This window comes from Caballeronia sp. BR00000012568055, from assembly GCF_029439455.1.
Taxonomy (GTDB): Bacteria; Pseudomonadota; Gammaproteobacteria; order Burkholderiales; family Burkholderiaceae; genus Caballeronia.
In genome coordinates this window covers 1-18823 of the sequence record NZ_JAQFVG010000247.1, presented here as the reverse complement: position 1 = coordinate 18823, position 18823 = coordinate 1, and the positions used below count along the sequence as shown (strand labels likewise).

19 protein-coding genes are annotated in these 18823 nt (G+C 62.7%); 6 read left to right on the top strand and 13 right to left on the bottom strand.

What is annotated here, in order from left to right:
* Window positions 1-78 precede the first annotated feature (78 nt).
* From P7F28_RS12935 to P7F28_RS12905, 7 genes are all read right to left on the bottom strand, one after another.
* The gene (locus tag P7F28_RS12935) at window positions 79-1227 is read right to left on the bottom strand and encodes a CaiB/BaiF CoA-transferase family protein (RefSeq protein WP_277184885.1); all 1149 of its coding nucleotides are present in this window, start codon (window positions 1225-1227) and stop codon (window positions 79-81) included.
* Between the two features lies 1 nt (window position 1228).
* Window positions 1229-2488: a CaiB/BaiF CoA-transferase family protein gene (locus P7F28_RS12930; RefSeq protein WP_277184884.1), complete on the bottom strand. Its 1260-nt coding sequence runs from the start codon at window positions 2486-2488 to the stop codon at window positions 1229-1231.
* 64 nt (window positions 2489-2552) lie between these two features.
* Window positions 2553-2972 (bottom strand): Zn-ribbon domain-containing OB-fold protein, encoded by a 420-nt coding sequence (locus tag P7F28_RS12925; RefSeq protein ID WP_277184883.1) that lies wholly within the window; start codon window positions 2970-2972, stop codon window positions 2553-2555.
* A 19-nt stretch (window positions 2973-2991) separates the two neighbouring features.
* Window positions 2992-4203 carry a thiolase family protein gene (locus tag P7F28_RS12920; RefSeq protein ID WP_277184882.1) on the bottom strand — a complete coding sequence of 404 codons (1212 nt, stop codon included), beginning with the start codon at window positions 4201-4203 and terminating at the stop codon, window positions 2992-2994.
* An 11-nt stretch (window positions 4204-4214) separates the two neighbouring features.
* Complete coding sequence (locus P7F28_RS12915; RefSeq protein ID WP_277184881.1) at window positions 4215-4712, bottom strand: MaoC/PaaZ C-terminal domain-containing protein; 498 nt, start codon at window positions 4710-4712, stop codon at window positions 4215-4217.
* A gap of 70 nt (window positions 4713-4782) precedes the next feature.
* On the bottom strand, window positions 4783-5925 hold the full coding sequence (locus P7F28_RS12910; RefSeq protein ID WP_277184880.1) for an acyl-CoA dehydrogenase family protein: 1143 nt from the start codon (window positions 5923-5925) through the stop codon (window positions 4783-4785).
* A gap of 151 nt (window positions 5926-6076) precedes the next feature.
* Window positions 6077-7231, bottom strand: a complete 1155-nt coding sequence (locus tag P7F28_RS12905; protein ID WP_277184879.1) for a CaiB/BaiF CoA-transferase family protein — start codon at window positions 7229-7231, stop codon at window positions 6077-6079.
* Window positions 7232-7432: 201 nt separating this feature from the next.
* On the opposite strand from P7F28_RS12905, the gene P7F28_RS12900 reads away from it, so the two are divergent.
* From P7F28_RS12900 to P7F28_RS12885, 4 genes are read left to right on the top strand one after another with little or no spacing between them, the layout of a single operon-like run.
* Window positions 7433-8182, top strand: coding sequence for an electron transfer flavoprotein subunit beta/FixA family protein (locus tag P7F28_RS12900; RefSeq protein WP_277184878.1), 750 nt, complete (start codon window positions 7433-7435; stop codon window positions 8180-8182).
* Between the two features lie 16 nt (window positions 8183-8198).
* Window positions 8199-9131 (top strand): electron transfer flavoprotein subunit alpha/FixB family protein, encoded by a 933-nt coding sequence (locus P7F28_RS12895; RefSeq protein ID WP_277184877.1) that lies wholly within the window; start codon window positions 8199-8201, stop codon window positions 9129-9131.
* A 32-nt stretch (window positions 9132-9163) separates the two neighbouring features.
* On the top strand, window positions 9164-9955 hold the full coding sequence (locus tag P7F28_RS12890) for an SDR family oxidoreductase (RefSeq protein WP_277184876.1): 792 nt from the start codon (window positions 9164-9166) through the stop codon (window positions 9953-9955).
* Complete coding sequence (locus tag P7F28_RS12885) at window positions 9952-10878, top strand: alpha/beta hydrolase (RefSeq protein WP_277184875.1); 927 nt, start codon at window positions 9952-9954, stop codon at window positions 10876-10878. Before P7F28_RS12890 ends, P7F28_RS12885 begins: the two co-directional genes overlap by 4 nt.
* 3 nt (window positions 10879-10881) lie before the next feature.
* Here the strand turns inward: P7F28_RS12885 and P7F28_RS12880 are convergent, their stop codons facing one another.
* Entirely contained in the window at window positions 10882-11112 is a 231-nt protein-coding gene (locus tag P7F28_RS12880; RefSeq protein WP_277184874.1) for a hypothetical protein, read from the bottom strand.
* Window positions 11113-11448: 336 nt separating this feature from the next.
* Here P7F28_RS12880 and P7F28_RS12875 point away from each other — a divergent pair, with 336 nt between their 5' ends.
* Both P7F28_RS12875 and P7F28_RS12870 read left to right on the top strand, forming a co-directional pair.
* Complete coding sequence (locus P7F28_RS12875; protein ID WP_277184873.1) at window positions 11449-12258, top strand: enoyl-CoA hydratase/isomerase family protein; 810 nt, start codon at window positions 11449-11451, stop codon at window positions 12256-12258.
* Window positions 12259-12314: 56 nt separating this feature from the next.
* Window positions 12315-13736: an MmgE/PrpD family protein gene (locus tag P7F28_RS12870; RefSeq protein WP_277184872.1), complete on the top strand. Its 1422-nt coding sequence runs from the start codon at window positions 12315-12317 to the stop codon at window positions 13734-13736.
* A 42-nt stretch (window positions 13737-13778) separates the two neighbouring features.
* On the opposite strand, the gene P7F28_RS12865 is transcribed toward P7F28_RS12870, so the two are convergent.
* The 5 genes from P7F28_RS12865 to P7F28_RS12845 all read right to left on the bottom strand — a co-directional run.
* Window positions 13779-15473 (bottom strand): electron transfer flavoprotein-ubiquinone oxidoreductase, encoded by a 1695-nt coding sequence (locus P7F28_RS12865; protein WP_277184871.1) that lies wholly within the window; start codon window positions 15471-15473, stop codon window positions 13779-13781.
* A 10-nt stretch (window positions 15474-15483) separates the two neighbouring features.
* On the bottom strand, window positions 15484-16356 hold the full coding sequence (locus tag P7F28_RS12860; RefSeq protein ID WP_277184870.1) for a CoA ester lyase: 873 nt from the start codon (window positions 16354-16356) through the stop codon (window positions 15484-15486).
* Window positions 16357-16359: 3 nt separating this feature from the next.
* Window positions 16360-17556, bottom strand: a complete 1197-nt coding sequence (locus P7F28_RS12855; protein WP_277184869.1) for a CaiB/BaiF CoA-transferase family protein — start codon at window positions 17554-17556, stop codon at window positions 16360-16362.
* An 18-nt stretch (window positions 17557-17574) separates the two neighbouring features.
* Window positions 17575-18420, bottom strand: a complete 846-nt coding sequence (locus P7F28_RS12850) for an acyl-CoA dehydrogenase (RefSeq protein WP_370467309.1) — start codon at window positions 18418-18420, stop codon at window positions 17575-17577.
* A gap of 13 nt (window positions 18421-18433) precedes the next feature.
* The coding region (locus tag P7F28_RS12845) for an acyl-CoA dehydrogenase family protein (protein WP_277184868.1) at window positions 18434-18823 on the bottom strand (390 nt) is incomplete at its 5' end.

Here is an 18823-nt window from a genome sequence, read left to right as displayed (position 1 = left end):
GTTGTCGGAACCTGCGAACGATGTCGGACAGCGGAGTTCGCAAGCGATCGTACCGCATCGGGCAGACCGTGCGCCGGCTCAGCGGCTGGTTTTGAGCAGCGCTTCGAGCGACGGATTGTCTGCGCCAATGTCGCGCGCCGCGTGCAAAGGCGGCGCACGCTTGCCGTCGAAAGACAGCGGCAGTCCGACCAGTCCGATCTCGTCGTCGGGCGGCGTTTCGATGATGCCGAGCGCATGCGTCTGCGCATGCTCAAGCACTTCGGCCGTCGTCTGGATGGGCGCCACGGGCACGCCTGCCGCCTGCAAGCGCGCCTGCCAGGCGGAACGGGAATCGGTCGCCAGACGCTCGCCGATCAGTCGATCGATCTCCGTCCGGTTCCTGAGCCGCCCCGCATTGGTGGCGAAGCGGTCATCGAACGCCCACTCGGGATGATCCAGCGCCGCGCATAGCTTGGCGAACAGCGCGTCGTTCGCGGCGCTGACGATCAGGTGGCCGTCGGTCGCCGAAAAGGCGCGATGCGGCACGATGAACGCGACGCCTGAGCCGTGCCGGCCGCCGATATCGCCATCGGCGCTGTAGTTGGCGACGTTGACCGTCATCCATGCCAGCGCCGTTTCCAGCAGCGAGCCGTTGACGGTCGCACCGCAATGCTTGACCTGACGGCGATACAGCGCCGACAGAATGCCGACCGCCGCCCACAAGCCCGAACCGAAATCGACGATCGACACCCCGGCGCGAACCGGCGCCTGTCCGTCCTCGCCGGTGATGCTCATGATCCCCGAGAACGCCTGCATCAGCGGATCGTAGCCGGGCAGCGTATTCATCGGACCGAGATGGCCGAATGCGCCGATTTCGCAATAGACCAGTTCCGGCTTGGTCACGCGCAGGCTGTCGGCGTCGAGGCCGTATTGCGCGCTCGATCCCGGTCGCAGGTTGTGGAGGAACACGTCGGCGTGTTCCGCGATCAGCCGATGCAGCGTCGCAAGCTGTTCGCGGTCCTTGATATCGATGCAGATCGCGCGCTTGCCGCGATTGAGCCCGTGATACGCAGCGCCGCTGCCTTTCCATTCACTCGGGCCCCAGCCGCGTGCGGAGTCGCCTGCGGGACGCTCGACCTTCCACACATCGGCACCGAGCGCCGCGAGGATTCTTCCGGCGAACGGCGCCGATGCGCTGTCGCTCAATTCGACTACGACGACACCCGACAGCGGCAGATCGCGCAACATGTCAATTCTCCTGATCAAGTACTTTTTCGGTTTGCGGCCGGGTATCTGCATCGGCATCTGCATCGGCATCGGGCGTGTAGGCGCCGCCGGAACGCAGCATCGCATCGATTTCGGCACGGCTGAAGCCATACTCCGTCAGCAGCGCCACCGAATGTTCGCCGAGCCGTGGCGCCGGATGGCGCAGTTCCGGCGCGCTTTCGCTCCATTGCTGTGCGATGCCGAGCGTGCGAATCCGCCCTTCGGACGGATGATCCTGCTCCGCGAAGAAATCGACCGCCTGCATGTGCGGATCGTCGATGAGCGTTTCGGGCGTATTCATTTCGATCACCGGAATATCGGCTTCGTTTAGCGCGCTCACCCATTCGGCCGTGGTTCGCGTCTCGAACACGCGCGCCAGAAACGCGTACAGATGCGCGATATGCTCGGTGCGCCCGCCGATGTTGTTGAAACGCGGATCGTCGGCCATTTCCGGATGCCCGCTCAACACGAAGAAGCGCTTCCAGTGATGATCCGCATACACGTTCACGCCGATATAGCCATCGCGCGTGCGATACGGACGCCGATCGGGATTCATCATCCGCGCGTAGCCCCAGTCGCCGAGCGGCGGCACGAAGGTGTGACCGTACAGGTGATCGCCGAGCACGAAATGCGCGAAGGTTTCCATCATCGGCACAAAAACCTGCTGGCCGATGCCGGTTTTCTCGCGCCGATACAGCGCCATCGCAACCGCATTGCTGGTCGCCATGCCGACGACGCGATCGGCTACGGCAGTGGCGACATAAGCCGGCGGACCACTCTTGCGGCTTTGCAGCACCGGCATGCCGACCGCGGCCTGAATCAGGTCGTCGTAGGCCGGGCGTGCCGCGTACGGGCCGTTTTGCCCGAAGCCAAATGCGCCGCAATAGATGATGCGCGGGTTGAGCTTGCGCACATCTTCATAGGCGATGCCCAGCTTCGCCATGGTGTGCGGCCGCATGCTGTAGAGCAGCACGTCGGCCGCTTGCGCCATGCGCTTGAGCGCCGCGATGCCGTCCGGGTGCTTCAGGTCCAGTACGAGGCTGCGCTTGTTGCGATTGAGATGCAGAAAAATCGGCCCCATGCCGGGATGCCGGCTGGGCCCGATATTGCGTGTGGTATCGCCGTCGCGCGATTCGATTTTGCACACATCCGCGCCCATGTCCGCCAGCAACAGCGATGCATACGGGCCCATGAAATTCGACGTGAGATCGAGTATGCGCACACCGTCGAGTGGTCCGGCCATGTCTCCTCCGTGTATGAATGACCGCGCGGGCTCCGTTGTTTGTCCGGCGCTCCGCAAATAATTGTCAGGATGTCGAAGGAACGAACACCGGCAGCTTTTGTTCGCCTCGCTGCACGAATCGGACTTCGACGCGCTGGCCGATCCGTATTGCTTCGGGCGGCGCGTCGATCTGCGTGAACAGGTAATAGCCCTCGTCCATTCTGACGAAGCCCACCGTGTACGGCGCGATCGCGGCCCACAGGGGTGTCGGGCCGCGCACCACCGTGCTGTGCGAATAGATTTCGCCAAAGCCGCTCGACTCGGTCCAGCCAAGCGACTTCGCGCCGCAGTGCGTGCAGAACGAGTGCGCTGGCCAGACGGCTTCGTGGCAGGCGGTGCAGCGCTGGAACGTCAGCTTTTCTTCGGCCAGCGCGTCCCAGTAGGGTTGAGCATCGAGCAGCCGATACGGCTGCGGCCAGGTATTCGGCGAATGGGTTTCGGTCATGGCGTGTCTCGATCGAAAATCAGGTTGCGGACGACAGCATCAGCACAGCGCCTGCGGCCAGCATGCCGCCCGCGCCCTGCACCAGCACGGTTTGCGGGCGGCGCGCCGGCGCAAGTCCCAACGGTTTCCCGCGCAACTGCCTGACTGCCTCGATCATGCTGTCCATGTTGCACGAGATGCCGGGTTGCCCGAAGGACAGCCAGCCGCCGTTCGTGTCGGTCGGCAGGTCGCCGTCGATGCCCGTGCGTCCTTCGCGATAGAGATCGATGCCGCGCCCCTTCTTCGCAAAGCCGAGGTCTTCCATCACGATCGGCCCCATGTGCGCGAAGTTCACCGAAATCTGCGCCATGTCGATATCGGAAGGCGCGAGGCCGGACATCGCATACGCTTGCCGTGCCGCCTCGGCGGTCGCCGTGGTCGTCAGGTTCGGGAAAGCGCCGAGACTGTCGAACCGGCATTCGTGCATGTTCATCCGGTCGGTCAGATATTCGTGCGTCGTGGCCGATCCATAACCTAGCAGGTAGACGGGATCGCGTGCATCGCGCGCATTTTCGGGCGACGTCACGACCAGCGCGCCGCCCGTTCCGCCGCCCCACGTCGAACACATCCAGCGGCGTAGCGGCGTGGCGACATACGGCGACGAGAGCACCGTCGCGCGATCGATCTCGCCGAACTTCGCCTTCGCCGCGTGCGGATGATGGCGGCCCCAGCGCTGATTCGCAATCGCGACATCGGCAAGGTCGCTTTCAGCGATGCCGAACTCGTGGAAGTAGCGCTGCGCGGCTTGCGCATAGAGTGCAGGAATCGTCGGGCCGTAGGGAATCTCGAACTGCGGATCCGCGTCGGCTTCCGCGCCCATCGCGACTGCATCGACGAACAGTTCGGTTGCGTCGCTCTGGAGGCACACTACGTACTCCGCGCGGCCCGCCGCGATCATCTGCGAGGCGACCGCTAATGTCGATGTCAGGCCCGCGCCGTGCATCGTCAGTTCGCTCGTGATCGTCACCGGCATCTGCATGTGCGAGATGAAGATGTTGCTCCACTGGGGACGCTTGTCGGCCCACGGCGAACGGCCCGTGAACACGGCATCGACCTGATCTTTGCGGATGCCCGCATCGGCGAGCGCGTTCAGCGTTGCTTCGGCGGCCAACTGCAACGGATCCTTGCGATTCGCGCGGGACGCATACGCATCGCCCATGCCGATGATCGCCGCAACCGGACGAGGACTCATGGCAACGCTCCTCAGACCTTGAACTCGGGTTGCGCTTCGGCGATCAGCGCGTCGAGATCGGCGCGCTTGCGCAGCATCAGCAGGCTCCATTCGCTGCGCTGCACGACTTCGCCGCACTGGTTGTACGCCTGAATCAACATGGTGCCGACGCCGAACTTGTCGTCCTTGTCCTTCTTCCCGATGATCTCCGCCGACGCGTACACCGTGTCGCCGATCTTCACCGGACTCAGGAAGCGCATCTTGTCCACGCCATAGTTCGCCTGGATCGCGGGGCCGAATTGCAGCAGACCCGAGATCAGCGAGAACGTCAGCATGCCTTGAACGATGCGCTCGCCCCAGCGCGTCTTCTCGGCGTACTCCTTATTCGAGTGAATCTCGATCCAGTTGCCGGTGAACATGCAGAACATCACCACGTCGCTTTCGGTCACCGTGCGACCGGGTGAGCGGAACTTCTGCCCGACTTCCAGTTCGTCAAGGGGAATGTTGATGCTGTTGTTGATGACACTCATTATGGTTTCCTTATCAATTGAATTCGAAGGGCGCGTCGTTGGCTCGCTTCGTTGGCTTGCTTCCTCGCCCTTACTGGCGCATCGATTTGGCGATGATGGTGCGCTGGATCTGCGAGGTGCCGCCGCCGATCGTTGACTGGATACTCTCGCGCAGATAGCGCTCCATGTCGGCTTCCGGCAGATTCGCGTAGCCGCCGAGCACCTGCATGCCGGTGAGCGCGCACTCCTTGAGCGTTTCCGAGCCGTAGAGCTTCGCCATCGATACCTCGCGGCTGCACGGCACATGATCCGCGGCCAATTTCGCGGCGCGATAGCAGAGCAGGCGCGCGGCATCGACCTTGGTCTGGCAGTCGGCCAGCATGTGACGCACGACCTGGAAGTCGTAGAGTTGGTGATCGAACTGAATGCGCTCGTGTGCGTAGCGCGTGGCCGTAGCGACGGCCTGCTGCGCGTTACCGGTGTATGCGGCCGCCACCGCGCAGCGTTCGAGCTCCAGATGCTCGGTGATGATCTTCCAGCCCTGACCTTCTTCGCCGAGCAGCGCGTCGCCCGGCACGCGCACTTCGTCGAGGAAGATTTCGGTGGTGCCGGTGGCATGACGCGAGAGCGTCGGCAATTTGTTGATGACCATGCCCGGTGTATCGTTAGGAATCAGAAGCACTGACAAACCCTTGTGCTTGTCGTCCGTGCTCGTGCGCACCAGCATGGCGATCACGGTGTCTTTCGCTGCTGCGCCGCTGCACCACAGCTTCTGGCCGCTGACGATCCAGTCGCCGTTGCTATCGCGGCGCGCGCGCGTTTTCGTGTTGGCGGCGTCGGAACCGGCATCGGGTTCGGAAATCGATACCGAGAAGCGAATCTTGCCGTCGATAAACGGCTGCACGTATTGCTTCTTTTGCTGCGGCGTGCCGAACTTGATGATGTTCATCGCGGTGAAGGTCGGCACCAGCACCGAGCACGCGAAGTCGAAACCGAACTTGCCTAGACCTTCGGCCATCAGCGAGTAGTCGAAAATATCGCCGCCCGAACCGCCCTCGGCTTCCGGGATAAGAATGCCGAGCCAGCCCTGTTTAGCGATCATGTCATACGCTTCGTACGGGTAATCGCGATTCATATCGCACTTGCGCACATATTCGACCGTGATCTCGTTGTCCATGAACTTGTTCACGGTGTCGAGCCACATGGTTTGCGATTCGTCGAGAAAATTAGCCATTCGTCTGCACTCCATTTATTGACGTCTGCTGAAGCAGCCGCACGTTCATCGTGAAACGAGCTTAGAGCGTCGTGCTTCACAAACCAACTGACCGTTTCTGAAGTGCCGATTCGGGCTATCGAAATCGGCTGCGGTGCAAGCGCACGAAGCATCACGCTATCGCGCCGGTCTTTCTCAGTGCGGCGAGTTCGGCGGCGGTAAATCCCCAATCGCCGAGCACTTGATCGGTGTGTTCGCCCGGCCGCGCGGGCGGCGACTGTATCTCGCCGGGCGTTCTGCTGAAACGTGGCGCAGGCGCAGGCTGGACCACGCCATCGCGCTCGACGAAGGTTTGCCGCGCCCGCAAATGCGGATGATCCGGCGCTTCCGCCATCGACATGACCGGCGCGATGCAGACATCGCGGCCCTCGGCGAGCGCGCACCATTCGTCGCGGGTGCGGGTGCGGAAGATCGAGGCGAAGCGCACCTGCACTTCCGGCCATCGGGAGCGATCGTGCTGATCCGGCATCTCGTCTTCGCGCAGGTCCAACAGCGACAGCGTATTGCGCCAGAAGCGCGTTTCGTTCGAGCCGATGCTAAGCCAGCGGCCATCGCGGGTTTCGTACACGTTGTACCAGGGCGCGCCGGAGTCGAGTCGATTGCTGCCGCGCTCGTCCTTCCAGTAGCCGCTTGCGAGCATGCCGTAGAACAGCGTCATCAGCGACGCGGAGCCATCGACCATTGCGGCATCCACGACCTGCCCATCTCCCGAGCGCTTGCTTTCGAGAATCGCCGATACCACGCCAAGCGCGAGATACAGCGAGCCGCCACCGAAATCGCCTGCCAGGTTCAGCGGGATCACGGGCGGTCCACCTGCCACACCGACCGAATGCAGCACGCCGCTCAGCGAGATGTAGTTGATATCGTGCCCCGGCGCCTGCGCGAGCGGACCATGCTGTCCCCAGCCCGTCATGCGGCCGTAGACGAGCGAGGGATTCACTGCGAGGCACGCATCCGGCCCGAGACCCAGCTTCTCCGCGACGCCCGGTCGAAACCCTTCCACCAGCGCGTCGGCCTGACCGACGAGCTTGAGGACCGCGTCGGCCGCTTCCTTTTTCTTGAGATCGAGTGCCGCGCTGCGCCGTCCGCGATTGAGCAGATTGAAGCGCGGATCGCCGGGCTGACCGCCGTCGTAACCCGGCGGGCGATCGATACGAATCACATCGGCGCCGAGATCGGAAAGCAGCATGCAGCAGAACGGCACCGGCCCGACACCGCCCAGTTCCACGATCCTGATTCCTGCAAGCGGCCCTTTAGTGTTACGCATCGTGAATGTCTCCCTGAATGTCCAATCAAGCTTACGCGCGTTAGGCAGACAGTCCAATTTCAAAATCTCGAACGCGCATTTCGATGCGGTCGAAGCTGATCATCAGCCTTCTGAAGTACGGAACTATCGGGCGAGCGGGATTGACGCTACATCGACCGAACCGCCACTGTGAAGGCTATGCGAACGGAAAGGAGAGGCAAAGTGAAGGTATTGGTCCCCGTCAAGCGCGTGGTCGATGCAAACGTGAAGGTCGGCGTGAAATCCGATCGGTCCGGCGTCGATATCGGCAGCGTGAAGATGTCGATGAACCCGTTCGATGAGATTGCGGTGGAAGAAGCGGTCCGCCTGAAAGAAGCGGGCATTGTCACCGAAGTGATCGCCGTGTCGGTCGGCGTTGTGCAAGCGCAGGAAACACTGCGCACGGCGCTCGCCATCGGCGCGGATCGCGCGATTCTCGTTCAGTCGTCCGACGGCGTCGAACCGCTCGGCGTTGCAAAGGTGCTCAAAGCGTTGGTCGAAAAAGAGCAGCCACAGTTAGTCATCCTAGGTAAACAGGCTATCGACGACGACTCGAATCAGACCGGCCAGATGCTGGCCGCGCTGGCCGGTTTCCCGCAAGCGACGTTCGCATCGAAGCTGACGATTGCCGATGGTCGTGCCACGGTCGCGCGCGAAGTGGACGGCGGCACGGAAACGCTGTCGCTGACGCTGCCGGCCGTCGTCACGACCGACCTGCGCCTGAACGCGCCGCGCTACGTGACGCTGCCGAACATCATGAAGGCGAAGAAGAAGCCACTGGAAACCGTGAAGCCCGAAGACCTGGGCGTTGATCTCACGCCGCGTATCAAGACGCTGAAAGTGGCCGAACCATCGAAGCGCGCGGCGGGCGTGAACGTGCCGGATGTGAAGACGCTGGTCGACAAGCTGAAAACCGAAGCCAAGGTGCTGTGAGAGGGAGCAGAAAGACATGACGATTCTGGTAATCGCGGAACACGACAACACGTCGCTCAAGGCCGCTACGTTGAACACGGTTGCGGCCGCAGTGAAGATTGGCGGCGACATTCATGTGCTGGTCGCGGGTCACCAAGCGCAGGGCGCGGCGGATGCGGCGGCGAACATTGCAGGCGTTTCCAAAGTGCTGCTGGCCGACGCGCCACAGCTCGAGGCAGGATTGGCGGAGAACGTCGAGGCGACTGCGCTGAACATCGCCAGGGATTATTCGCACGTGCTCGCACCGGCGACCGCCTACGGCAAGAACATCGCGCCGCGCATTGCGGCAAGGCTGGACGTCGCGCAGATTTCTGACATCACGGCGGTCGATAGTGCCGATACCTTCGAGCGCCCCATCTACGCAGGCAACGCGATAGCCACGGTTCAATCGACCGATCCGATCAAGGTCATCACCGCGCGCGCCACGGGCTTCGATCCGGTCGCGGCGGAAGGCGGCAGCGCATCGGTCGAGAAGATCGATGCAGCGGCGGACGTGGGCACCTCGCAGTTCGTCAGCCGTGAAGTGACGAAGCTGGATCGCCCGGAACTGACCAGCGCACGCATCATCGTGTCTGGCGGCCGTGGGCTTGGCAGCGGCGAGAATTACACCAAGGTGCTGGAGCCGCTCGCGGACAAACTGGGCGCGGCGCTGGGCGCATCGCGCGCGGCGGTCGATGCAGGCTTCGTGCCGAACGATTATCAGGTAGGCCAGACCGGCAAGATCGTCGCGCCGCAGCTCTATATCGCGGTCGGCATCTCCGGCGCGATCCAGCATCTGGCGGGCATGAAGGATTCGAAGGTGATCGTCGCCATCAATAAGGATCCCGAAGCGCCGATCTTCAGCGTAGCGGACTACGGCGTGGTCGGCGATCTGTTCGCGCTCGTGCCGGAACTCGCAAACGAACTCTGAAAGCGCCGCCCCGCAACGCAGAGGAGAGGTTTATGGAAATGCGCAGAAATGTGCTTGTGGTGGGCGGCGCAGGCGGCATCGGCGCGGCATGCTGCGCGTCGCTTGCCCCGGCGTGGAACCCGATCGTGGCAGACCGGGACGAAGACGCCGCGAAACGCGTGGCTGCCGAAACCGGGGGACGTGCTTATCGTCTCGACGTTGGCGACATCGACAGCATTCAGCCGTGCATCGACGCCATTGAACGTGAATGCGGTGAAATCGACGGACTGGTATTCGCGGCCGGTGTGATCCCGCCTGCGCAGGGTCCGTTGCAGACCGAACTGTCGGACTGGGACCGGATTCTCGATATCAACGCGCGCGGCGCGTATGCGGTCTGTGGTTCGATCGGACTGCAGATGGCATCGCGCGGACGCGGCAGTATCGTGATGCTTTCGTCGCTCGCCGGAATGATGCCGACGCCGCACCTCGCCTACGGACCGTCGAAAGCCGCGATGATCAATCTGGCCGGCTCGCTCGCCGTCTATCTCGGCCGACAGGGCGTGCGTGTGAATGCGGTTTCGCCGGGACCGGTGCGCACGCCCGTGATCGAAGCGAGCTACGCGCGCGGCGAACGCGATCCGGCGGTGATGGCGCGGCAAACCGCGCTTGGCCGCGTGATCACGCCCGGCGAACTGGCCGGTCCGATCGCATTTCTTCTGTCCGATGCAGCCTCGGCGATAACTGGCGCCAACATCGTCGTGGATGCCGGCGCGACTGCTGCGCTCGGCTGGAATCTGTTCGGCGGTGTGGAGAGCGTGCTGGGTATCGAAAACGTTGAGTCATGAGCCTCGACTTCGAAACCCGCGCGTTCATGGACAAGCTCGCCGCTGCGGCATCGAAGCCGCGTCATCAGATGACGCCGGACGAAGCGCGCGCCGCGTTTGCGCGTATCAGCACGATCCTGTCTCCCGGCGCGGATGTGCGCGCCATCGTTCCGCTCGATATTCCTGTCGACGGCGGCATGCTGCGTGCCCGTCTCATCGTGCCGGACGAAATACCGCGAGCATTGCTCGTGTACTTTCATGGCGGAGGCTGGGTTGTCGGTGGCGTCGATGAATTCACGCCGCTGTGCCGAGAAATCGCGGCCGGAGCGGGCGTCGCCGTTGCGCTGGTCGAATACCGCAAAGCGCCGGAGCATCCGTTCCCGCAGCCGGTTCACGATGCATGGCAGGCCACCCAATGGCTCGCCGCGCAACGGATCGCCCTGCTCGGCACCGAATTGCCGATGCTCGTGGGCGGCGACAGCGCGGGCGCGAATCTCGCCATCGCGGTGACGCTGCTTGCCCGTCGCGCGCGCACAGTGCCACTCGTCGCTCAGTTGCTCGTCTATCCGGTGACCGACTGCACGTTCGATCGACCGTCATACCTCGCGCCCGAGAATCAATTGCTGACCAATCGGGAAGTGATGACGGGCTACTGGAATCACTACGCGCCCGACCATGCGGCCCGGCAGACGAGTCTCGCTTCGCCATTGCGGGAAGCCGATCTGTCCGGCTTGCCCGAGGCGATCATCGTCACTGCCGAACACGATGTACTGCGCGATGAAGGTGAAGCGTACGCGCAGCGTCTCGAACAGGCCCGCGTGCCGGTTCATCGTCTTCGTGCACAGGGACAGATGCATGGCTTTCTGATGATGATCGGTGTATTGCCCGGCAGCCGCAGCGGGCTCGACTACATCTCCGAACGGCTGCGCGGTCTTATCGATTAGTCGTTACGCAATACGCATCGTCACCTGACGCGGCTGTGGCGGGAATACATGCCACGCGCCGTCGTCGTGCTGAAAGAAGCAGATCGCCACGTCGCCCGTTGACGCTCTGGCATCGATCCTCACACATCGTCTGCATGCTGCGCGCCGCAGAAAATGGATGCGAAACGGGATCGCCCCGTTCGGTGTCAGCCAACTTTCGATTGCGTCGCGCAAGGTCTTTCTCGTCACGTTCATCACCGTCTCCTGCTTTCAGCCACTCGCTGCCAATGCGTTCGTCATTGCGATCATCGTGCGATCTGCCGCAATCGAGTGTCAACGATGCCGATCGACGCGTTCCGTACTTTGACTAAATCATTCGGCACCGTGCACCGCAGCCTTACGAACGTATGTTAGTTTTGAAATCGAAGGAATCAACGTGAATCACAACAGACCCGTTGCGATGATTCCTCCGTCAGTTCGCTTCCCGACAATGCTCAAAGTACGGAACGAGTGCATCACACACGTTGCGTCGCTTGATTCCGGCGAGTTCAATATAAGTCGCCATCGTTTAACTTCATTCTGGATCCACGCATGCGATACGAAGACTTTCAGTTCCTTCTGTTCGACCGCCACGATGACGGCGTCTTGCTCGTCACGCTGAATCGTCCGGAGGTCATGAACGCGACCAATAACAGAATGCACTGGGAACTGACCCAGGTCTGGAGCGTGGCCAACGACGATCCCACGGTGAAGGTCATCGTGGTGACGGGCGCGGGCGAGCGCGCGTTTTCCGCGGGCGGAGATCTGTCGGTGGTCGAAGAGATGTCGGCCAGCCAGGAAGCGACCATGCGCGTGATGAAGGAAGCCTCGGATATCGTCTACAACATGCTGGCCTGCGATAAGCCGATTATTTCCGCCATCAACGGAACAGCGGTCGGCGCAGGGCTTGTCGTGGCGCTGCTTGCGGATGTCAGCGTGATGGCGGAAGACGCTCGCCTGACCGACGGCCACGCGCGTCTGGGTGTATCGGCGGGCGACCACGCCGCTATCGTGTGGCCGCTGCTCTGCGGCATGGCCAAGGCGAAGTACTATCTGATGACAGCGGATTTCGTCGATGGAAAGGAGGCCGAACGAATCGGCCTCGTCACCTTCTGTGCGCCGCGCGCCGATGTGCTCGTGAAATCGCTGGCCGTCGCCGCAAATCTTGCACGCGGCAGCCAGACCGCCATCCGCGCCACCAAGAAGTCGCTCAACAACTGGATGCGCATGGCCGGACCCATCTTCGATAACTCGCTCGCCATGGAGATGCTGTGCTTCCTCGGCGCAGACGTCAAAGAAGGCGTGGCGGCAATGCGCACCAAGCGACAGCCGGACTTTCCTTCAGCGCGATTGCCTCGATAGACGGTGCCCTGCCACGTTGCTTAATCTAACAAATATTAGTTCGTCAGGAGACAGACATGAACATCACACCAGAGACGCAAGCTGACTTGCTGCCCGGTTGCCCGCCGCTGGAACAGGCCGTCGTGCGCTTCATCCAGACATTGCGATACGAGGATATCGACGCATCCGCGCGCGCCGGAGTAAGCAGGTTGATGCGCGACCAACTCGCGTTGCAGATCGGCATCTCGACAATGCCGTGGTCAAAGCAATTGCTGAAGTACGCGATTGCCCAGCAACGTCCGGGCAAGAGCCGCGTGAGCGCCTCCGGCCTCACCATGAGTGCGCCGGACGCCGCCTTCGTCAACGGTTCGTACGGCCACGGTTTCGAGTACGACGACGCGCACGGCCCCAGCTACAGCCATCCGGGCAGTTGCGTCGTACCGGCCGCGCTGGCGATTGGCGAAGAGCTGGGTTCGTCGCTCGAAGAGGTGATCACCGCAATGGTTGCGGGCTACGAGGTCTATACGCGCGTCGGCGTGCTGGCGTCGCCTGATCTTCTGCAGCGAGGTTTTCACCCGCATTGCACGCTGTCCAATCTTGGCGCCGCCGCGGTCGCGGCAAAGCTGCGCGGCTTCGATGCCGAGACCACGCTGCACGCACTCGCGATCGCGTTAAGTCATGTCTCGGGCACCACCGAATACACGTCGACGGGCGGCTCGATCAAACGAATTCATGCGGGTATCGGTACACGCAATGGCATGGCCGCCGCCGATATGGCCAGGGCCGGCATCACGGGACCACGCGCGTTTCTGAGCGGCAATAAAGGATTCTTCCGTACCTTTCTGCAACGCGCCGCCAGCGATGACGCCGCGCAGCGCTTTGCAGCGGATCGGCGGTTCGAGATCCGTACAGTCTGGCTCAAGGCCTACTGCGCCTGCTATTGCACGCATGCCTATATCGACGCACTGCGCCCGTTTGCTGCGCGCCGCGACCAGATCGCCGACGTGCATCTGAAGATCACGCCGCATTTCAACGTCGTGGTCGGCGCGGCCAATGCCAACGCTTACGAACCGAGGAACATCGAGCACGTCCAGTTCAGTCTGCCGATACAGGCGGCATTCGCGCTGCTCGGCAAGGGCAACGGCTACGCGATCCACCGCGACTATCTGGCCGGCGAGATCGATATTGCACCTGTCATCGAAATGGCGCGCAGCATTCGGATCACCGAAGCGCCCGCGCTGGAAAAGCAATACCCCGGCAAGTTCGTCGCCGATGTGACCGTCACCTTCAAGGACGGCAGCACGGAGCATGTGTTTGTCGATGACCCGATCGGCACCGACACGCATCCCATGTCCGAAGAAGAGCAGGACCAGAAGTTCATGGAACTTACCGGCGACGTGCTGGGAGCTGCGCAGGCAAGCAAACTGCTGAAAACGCTGCGTGAAATGGTCCCCACGATGAAGGCCGCCGACTTGATGCGCCTGTGTGCCATCGAGTAGTGATCGCGGGCGGCTTCGACGCGCTTCGCGGCCGCCCCAGTGCTACATCCCCGAGTAGTTGGGGCCGCCGCCACCCTCCGGCGTGACCCAGACGATATTCTGCGTCGGGTCCTTGATATCGCAAGTCTTGCAATGCACGCAGTTCTGCGCGTTGATCTGCAGCCGCTTGCCGCCCTGTGTCTCGTCGTCCACGAATTCATAGACGCCAGCCGGACAGTAGCGCGCCTCGGGCCCCGCGTAGCGGGCCAGGTTGACGCTCACGGGCACGCCTGAATCTTTCAAGGTCAGGTGCGCAGGCTGATTTTCCTCATGATTCGTATTGCTGATGAATACGCTGGAAAGACGATCGAACGTCAGCTTTCCATCCGGCTTGGGGTACACCAGCGGCTCGCATTCGCTGGCGGTTTTCAGGTATGTGTGATCGGGTTTGTCACGACGCAATGTCCACGGCATTCGGCCGCGCAACACGAGCTGCTCGAAGCCGTTCATCACCGTGCCCGCTAAAAGGCCGTATTTGAACCAGTTCTTGAAGTTGCGATCCTTCTTCAGTTCCGTATGGAGCCAGCTTTTTTCGAAGGCTTCGGGATAGTCCGCAAGCTCGTCGTGCTGTCGTCCCTGCTGTATCGCGGAGTAGGCGGCTTCGGCAGCCAGCATGCCCGTCTTGATTGCGGCATGGCTGCCCTTGATGCGGCTGACATTGAGAAAGCCCGCGTTGCAGCCCACCAGCGCGCCGCCCGGAAATACAAACCTCGGCAAGGCATTGATGCCGCTGGCGTTGATCGCGCGCGCGCCGTAGGACAAGCGCTTTGCCGTGATCTCGCCCTTGTCGTTCTCGAAGTATCGGCGAATGTCGGGATGGGTTTTCCAGCGCTGGAATTCCTCGAAAGGACTGAGATACGGGTTCGAATAGCCGAGACCCGTGACGAATCCCACGGCGATCCGGTTGCCCTCCAGATGGTAAAGAAACCCTCCGCCATAGGTCTTGTTGTCCATCGGCCAGCCAGCCGTATGAGCAACGAAGCCAGGCCGATGACGCCCGGAATCGATTTCCCACAACTCCTTGATGCCGATGCCGAAGCTCTGCGGGTCGCGTCCCGCGTCGAGCCCGTAACGCGCGATGACCTGCTTGCCGAGATGTCCGCGCGCTCCTTCGGCCAGGATGGTGTACTTCGCGTGCAGTTCCATGCCGCGCTGAAAGTTCTCCGTCGGCTCTCCATCCTTTCCGATGCCCATGTCACCGGTCGCCACGCCCTTGACGGAACCATCATCGTTGTAGAGCAGTTCTGCCGCAGCGAAGCCGGGAAAGATTTCCACGCCGAGCGACTCGGCCTGTTCCGCAAGCCATTTCGTCAGCGCGCTCAGGCTGATGATGTAGTTGCCGTGGTTGTGAGCGAACGGCGGCAGCAACATATTGGGCACGCGCATCGACGATTTCTGGCCGAGAAACACGTAGGCCTCGTCAGTGACGGGCTGATTCAGTGGCGCGCCGCGCGCTTTCCAGTCCGGGAAGAGTTCGCTCAGCGCTCGCGGGTCCATGATCGCGCCCGAGAGAATGTGCGCGCCCGCTTCGGAGCCCTTTTCGAGTACTACGACCGAGACGTCGCCGCCCTTTTCGGCCGCCAGTTGTTTGATGCGTATCGCCGTGGCGAGGCCGCCGGGACCGCCGCCCACGATCGCGACGTCATACTCCATGGATTCGCGCGGGCCGTACTGTGCTGAGAGTTTTTCGCTATTCATCGTGCCAGGTCTATGACGTCAGTTGCGCGCGGTTGCGTGTGGTTGCGGCGATCGCTTCTGCTGCGCGCATCACGGGTAAATCGATCATGCGGCCGTTCAGGGAGAAGGCTTCTCCGCCGCGCTTCGCGGCCTCTTCGAGTACGCGCTCCGCCCAGATGCGCTCGGCATCGGAATAGCCCAGCGCCTCATTCACTCCGGCCACCTGAGCCGGATGGATGCACAGCTTCGCGCCAAAGCCGAAGGCCCGCGCGCGCCGCGCATCTGCCGTCAGGCGAACGGCGTCTCCGGTGTCGGTCGTCACGCCGTCGATGGGAGCCGGCAACCCGGCGCGACGCGACGCGGCGACCAGCCCGTTACGCGCGAAAGCGAGTTCGGGTTCCTCCGGCGAGGCGTGCATGCCGAGATCGAGCTGAAAATCCAGATGACCGAAGGCCAGCCGCGCCACGTGTGGTTCGTGCGCGAGCGCATCGGCTGCATCGAGAGCGCGCAGCGATTCGATCAGCGCCACGATGCACGCCGCCTCGCCGAGCGCGTTCGCTACGCCGCGCAATGCGGCCGGATCTTCCGACTTGGGCAGCATGACGGCCACGCCCTGCCCGGCCCAATCCCGCAACAGCGCGATATCGGCAGCGTGCCAGTGCGTGCCAGCGGCATTCACACGGACCACAGTGCGCGCGCGTTGCGCGGGCGTGAGTTGCGGAAGGTGCTGCGCGAGATGGGCGCGCGCACTGTCCTTGCTGTCCTCTGCCACGGCGTCTTCGAGATCGACGATGATGCAGTCGGCGCCCGAGTCCAGCGCCTTGGCAATGCGCTCGGGCCGCGTGGCAGGCACGAACAGCAGACTGCGCGCATGGCGCACGGCAGAGGCAATGGTTGCGCACATAGCTTAGATCACTCCATCGGTTTGCAGTTGCCGGATCGCGGCGTCCGGGCGACCCAGTTCGCGCAATATATTCACGCTATGCGCGCCCAGCGCGGGCACCGCATCCATGCGGGCATCGAAGCTATCGACGGTCGCGGGCGGCAGCAGCGCCTGTAATGGGCCTGCGGGTGAATCGATGGAACGGAAACGCTCACGCGCCTGCAGTTGCGGATGCGTCCACAGATCGCCCACTTCGTTGACGGCGGCGTTTGCAATCCGGGCTTCGTCGAGGCGGGCGATCACGTCCTCGGCGGTGAGGTCCGCAAAGCGCGCTTCGATGACCTCCTTCAGCACCGCGCGGTTCTCCACGCGTCGCACATTGGCGTCGAAGCGCGGATCGGCGGCAAGTTCAGGAGATTGCAGCACGACGTCGCAAAAGACTTTCCACTCGCGCTCGTTTTGCAGGCCAAGCATGACCACCTTGCCATCGCCCGCCTTGAACGGACCGTAGGGATAGATGGTGGCGTGCGCCGCGCCGTTGCGTCCCGGCGGATGCTGGCCGTCGTAGGCGTAGTACATGGGAAAGCCCATCCACTCACCGAGCGCCTCGAGCATGGAGACTTCCACATGCGATCCGGTGCCCGTGCGGTTGCGTTGCAGCAGCGCGCTCAGAATGCCCGTGTAGGCGTACATGCCAGCGGCGATATCGGCGACCGAGTTGCCGGCCTTGCAAGGCTCGTCCGGCGTGCCGGTGACCGAGAGGAAGCCTGCTTCGCTCTGGATCAGCAGATCGTATGCCTTCTTGTCGCGATAAGGACCGTCCGCGCCGTAGCCGGAGATATCGCACACGATCAATCCGGGATATTTCGCGTGGAGCGTGTCCCACGAGAGGCCCATGCGAGCGGCCGCGCCGGGTGCCAGGTTCTGCACCAGCACATCTGCCCGGGCGATCAGTTCGGCCAGCACTTCCAGCGCGGCCGGCTGCTTCAGGTCGAGCGTAAGGCTCTCCTTGGAGCGATTCGTCCAGACGAAGTGCGAGGCCAGACCGCGCGTGCGATGGTCATAGGCACGCGCGAAATCGCCGCTGCCCGGGCGCTCCACCTTGATGACGCGAGCGCCCAGATCCGCGAGTTGACGGGTGCAGAACGGCGCGGCGATCGCATGTTCCAGCGTGATGACAGTCAGGCCGCTGAGCGGTCCCGGACGGTGTGATTCCGACATGGCGAGTCTCGTCTCCGCTTATTCGATTTGCGCGCTGGCCAGCATGGCCAACTGGCCTTGAGCACCGCGCGCCCACAATCGCGCCGTGTCGCCTTCGAGCTTGCCGTTAACGCTGAACGGCGCGGTATCGAATACCGGACTGACGGCCTTGAATTCGAAGCTGCGGATCGCTTTTTCCGGATGCGCGCGGCGCAGCGCTTCCATGAGCAGCGTGGCGATCAGCGGTCCGTGCACCACGAGGCCGGGATAACCTTCCTCGTCGATGGCATACGGACGGTCGTAGTGGATGCGGTGACCGTTGAAGGTCAGCGCCGAATAGCGCATCAGCAGCACGGGATCGGGCGAGATGGTCTGCCCGAATTGCTCATCGATGGGCGAGGGCGCAGGTTCGGGCGCGGCCGCTCCGGGCGAAGGTGCGTCACGGTAGACGATGTCCTGCTCTTCGCGGATGGCGACGCCCTCCGAATCGGCGATCTCGTGCAGCACGGTCACGAACACCAGATGGCCACTGCGTCCTGATTTGCTCTGAATGCTTTTGATCGTCGAGACGCGGCGGGCCGGTGCGCTCACGGAAAGCGCACGCAGGAACTGCAGGCGTCCACCCGCCCACATGCGTCGCGGCAGCGTGACGGGAGGCAGGAAACCGCCGCGCTTCGGATGGCCGTCCGTGCCGATATTGGACTGGCGCTCGCCCGGCAGGAAGTACAGCCAGTGCCACAGCGGCGGCAGCGTTGCGGGCATCGAAGCGGCATCGGCCGAGTCGAGCATCGCCTGCATGAGACGAACGGGCGTCTGCGTGATGGTGTCCGCGCTGACCTCGCTGCGGCCAACCCAGGCATCGAAGGATTCGGAGAAGTCCATCATGTCCTCCATTCGATCAATAGGAACGCGGCAGTTGCAGTACGTGCTCGGCCACGTGTCCGAGAATCATGTTGGTGGAAATGGGCGCGACCTGATACAGGCGTGTTTCGCGGAACTTGCGCTCGACGTCGTATTCGCACGCGAAGCCAAAGCCGCCATGTGTCTGCAAACAGGCGTTAGCGGCTTCCCAACTTGCCTTGGCCGCCAGGTATTTGGCCATGTTGGCTTCCACGCCCGCGTTCTGACGCGCATCGATTTTTTCGCAGGCGCGCCAGCGCATCAAATTCGCTGCCTCCAGTTCGATGTACGACTCAGCCAGCGGGAACTGAATGCCCTGGTTCTGGCCGATCGGGCGGCCGAATACCTTGCGCTCGCTCGCATAGTCGCGCGCCTTCTCCAGAAACCA

Bases quoted from the DNA above. Each gene is read 5' to 3' on its own strand.
- P7F28_RS12935 (WP_277184885.1), bottom strand. From the start codon at position 1,227: ATGTTGCGCGATCTGCCGCTGTCGGGTGTCGTCGTAGTCGAATTGAGC.
- P7F28_RS12930 (WP_277184884.1), bottom strand. From the start codon at position 2,488: ATGGCCGGACCACTCGACGGTGTGCGCATACTCGATCTCACGTCGAAT.
- P7F28_RS12925 (WP_277184883.1), bottom strand. From the start codon at position 2,972: ATGACCGAAACCCATTCGCCGAATACCTGGCCGCAGCCGTATCGGCTG.
- P7F28_RS12920 (WP_277184882.1), bottom strand. From the start codon at position 4,203: ATGAGTCCTCGTCCGGTTGCGGCGATCATCGGCATGGGCGATGCGTAT.
- P7F28_RS12915 (WP_277184881.1), bottom strand. From the start codon at position 4,712: ATGAGTGTCATCAACAACAGCATCAACATTCCCCTTGACGAACTGGAA.
- P7F28_RS12910 (WP_277184880.1), bottom strand. From the start codon at position 5,925: ATGGCTAATTTTCTCGACGAATCGCAAACCATGTGGCTCGACACCGTG.
- P7F28_RS12905 (WP_277184879.1), bottom strand. From the start codon at position 7,231: ATGCGTAACACTAAAGGGCCGCTTGCAGGAATCAGGATCGTGGAACTG.
- P7F28_RS12895 (WP_277184877.1), top strand. From the start codon at position 8,199: ATGACGATTCTGGTAATCGCGGAACACGACAACACGTCGCTCAAGGCC.
- P7F28_RS12890 (WP_277184876.1), top strand. From the start codon at position 9,164: ATGGAAATGCGCAGAAATGTGCTTGTGGTGGGCGGCGCAGGCGGCATC.
- P7F28_RS12885 (WP_277184875.1), top strand. From the start codon at position 9,952: ATGAGCCTCGACTTCGAAACCCGCGCGTTCATGGACAAGCTCGCCGCT.
- P7F28_RS12880 (WP_277184874.1), bottom strand. From the start codon at position 11,112: ATGAACGTGACGAGAAAGACCTTGCGCGACGCAATCGAAAGTTGGCTG.
- P7F28_RS12875 (WP_277184873.1), top strand. From the start codon at position 11,449: ATGCGATACGAAGACTTTCAGTTCCTTCTGTTCGACCGCCACGATGAC.
- P7F28_RS12870 (WP_277184872.1), top strand. From the start codon at position 12,315: ATGAACATCACACCAGAGACGCAAGCTGACTTGCTGCCCGGTTGCCCG.
- P7F28_RS12865 (WP_277184871.1), bottom strand. From the start codon at position 15,473: ATGAATAGCGAAAAACTCTCAGCACAGTACGGCCCGCGCGAATCCATG.
- P7F28_RS12860 (WP_277184870.1), bottom strand. From the start codon at position 16,356: ATGTGCGCAACCATTGCCTCTGCCGTGCGCCATGCGCGCAGTCTGCTG.
- P7F28_RS12855 (WP_277184869.1), bottom strand. From the start codon at position 17,556: ATGTCGGAATCACACCGTCCGGGACCGCTCAGCGGCCTGACTGTCATC.
- P7F28_RS12850 (WP_370467309.1), bottom strand. From the start codon at position 18,420: ATGATGGACTTCTCCGAATCCTTCGATGCCTGGGTTGGCCGCAGCGAG.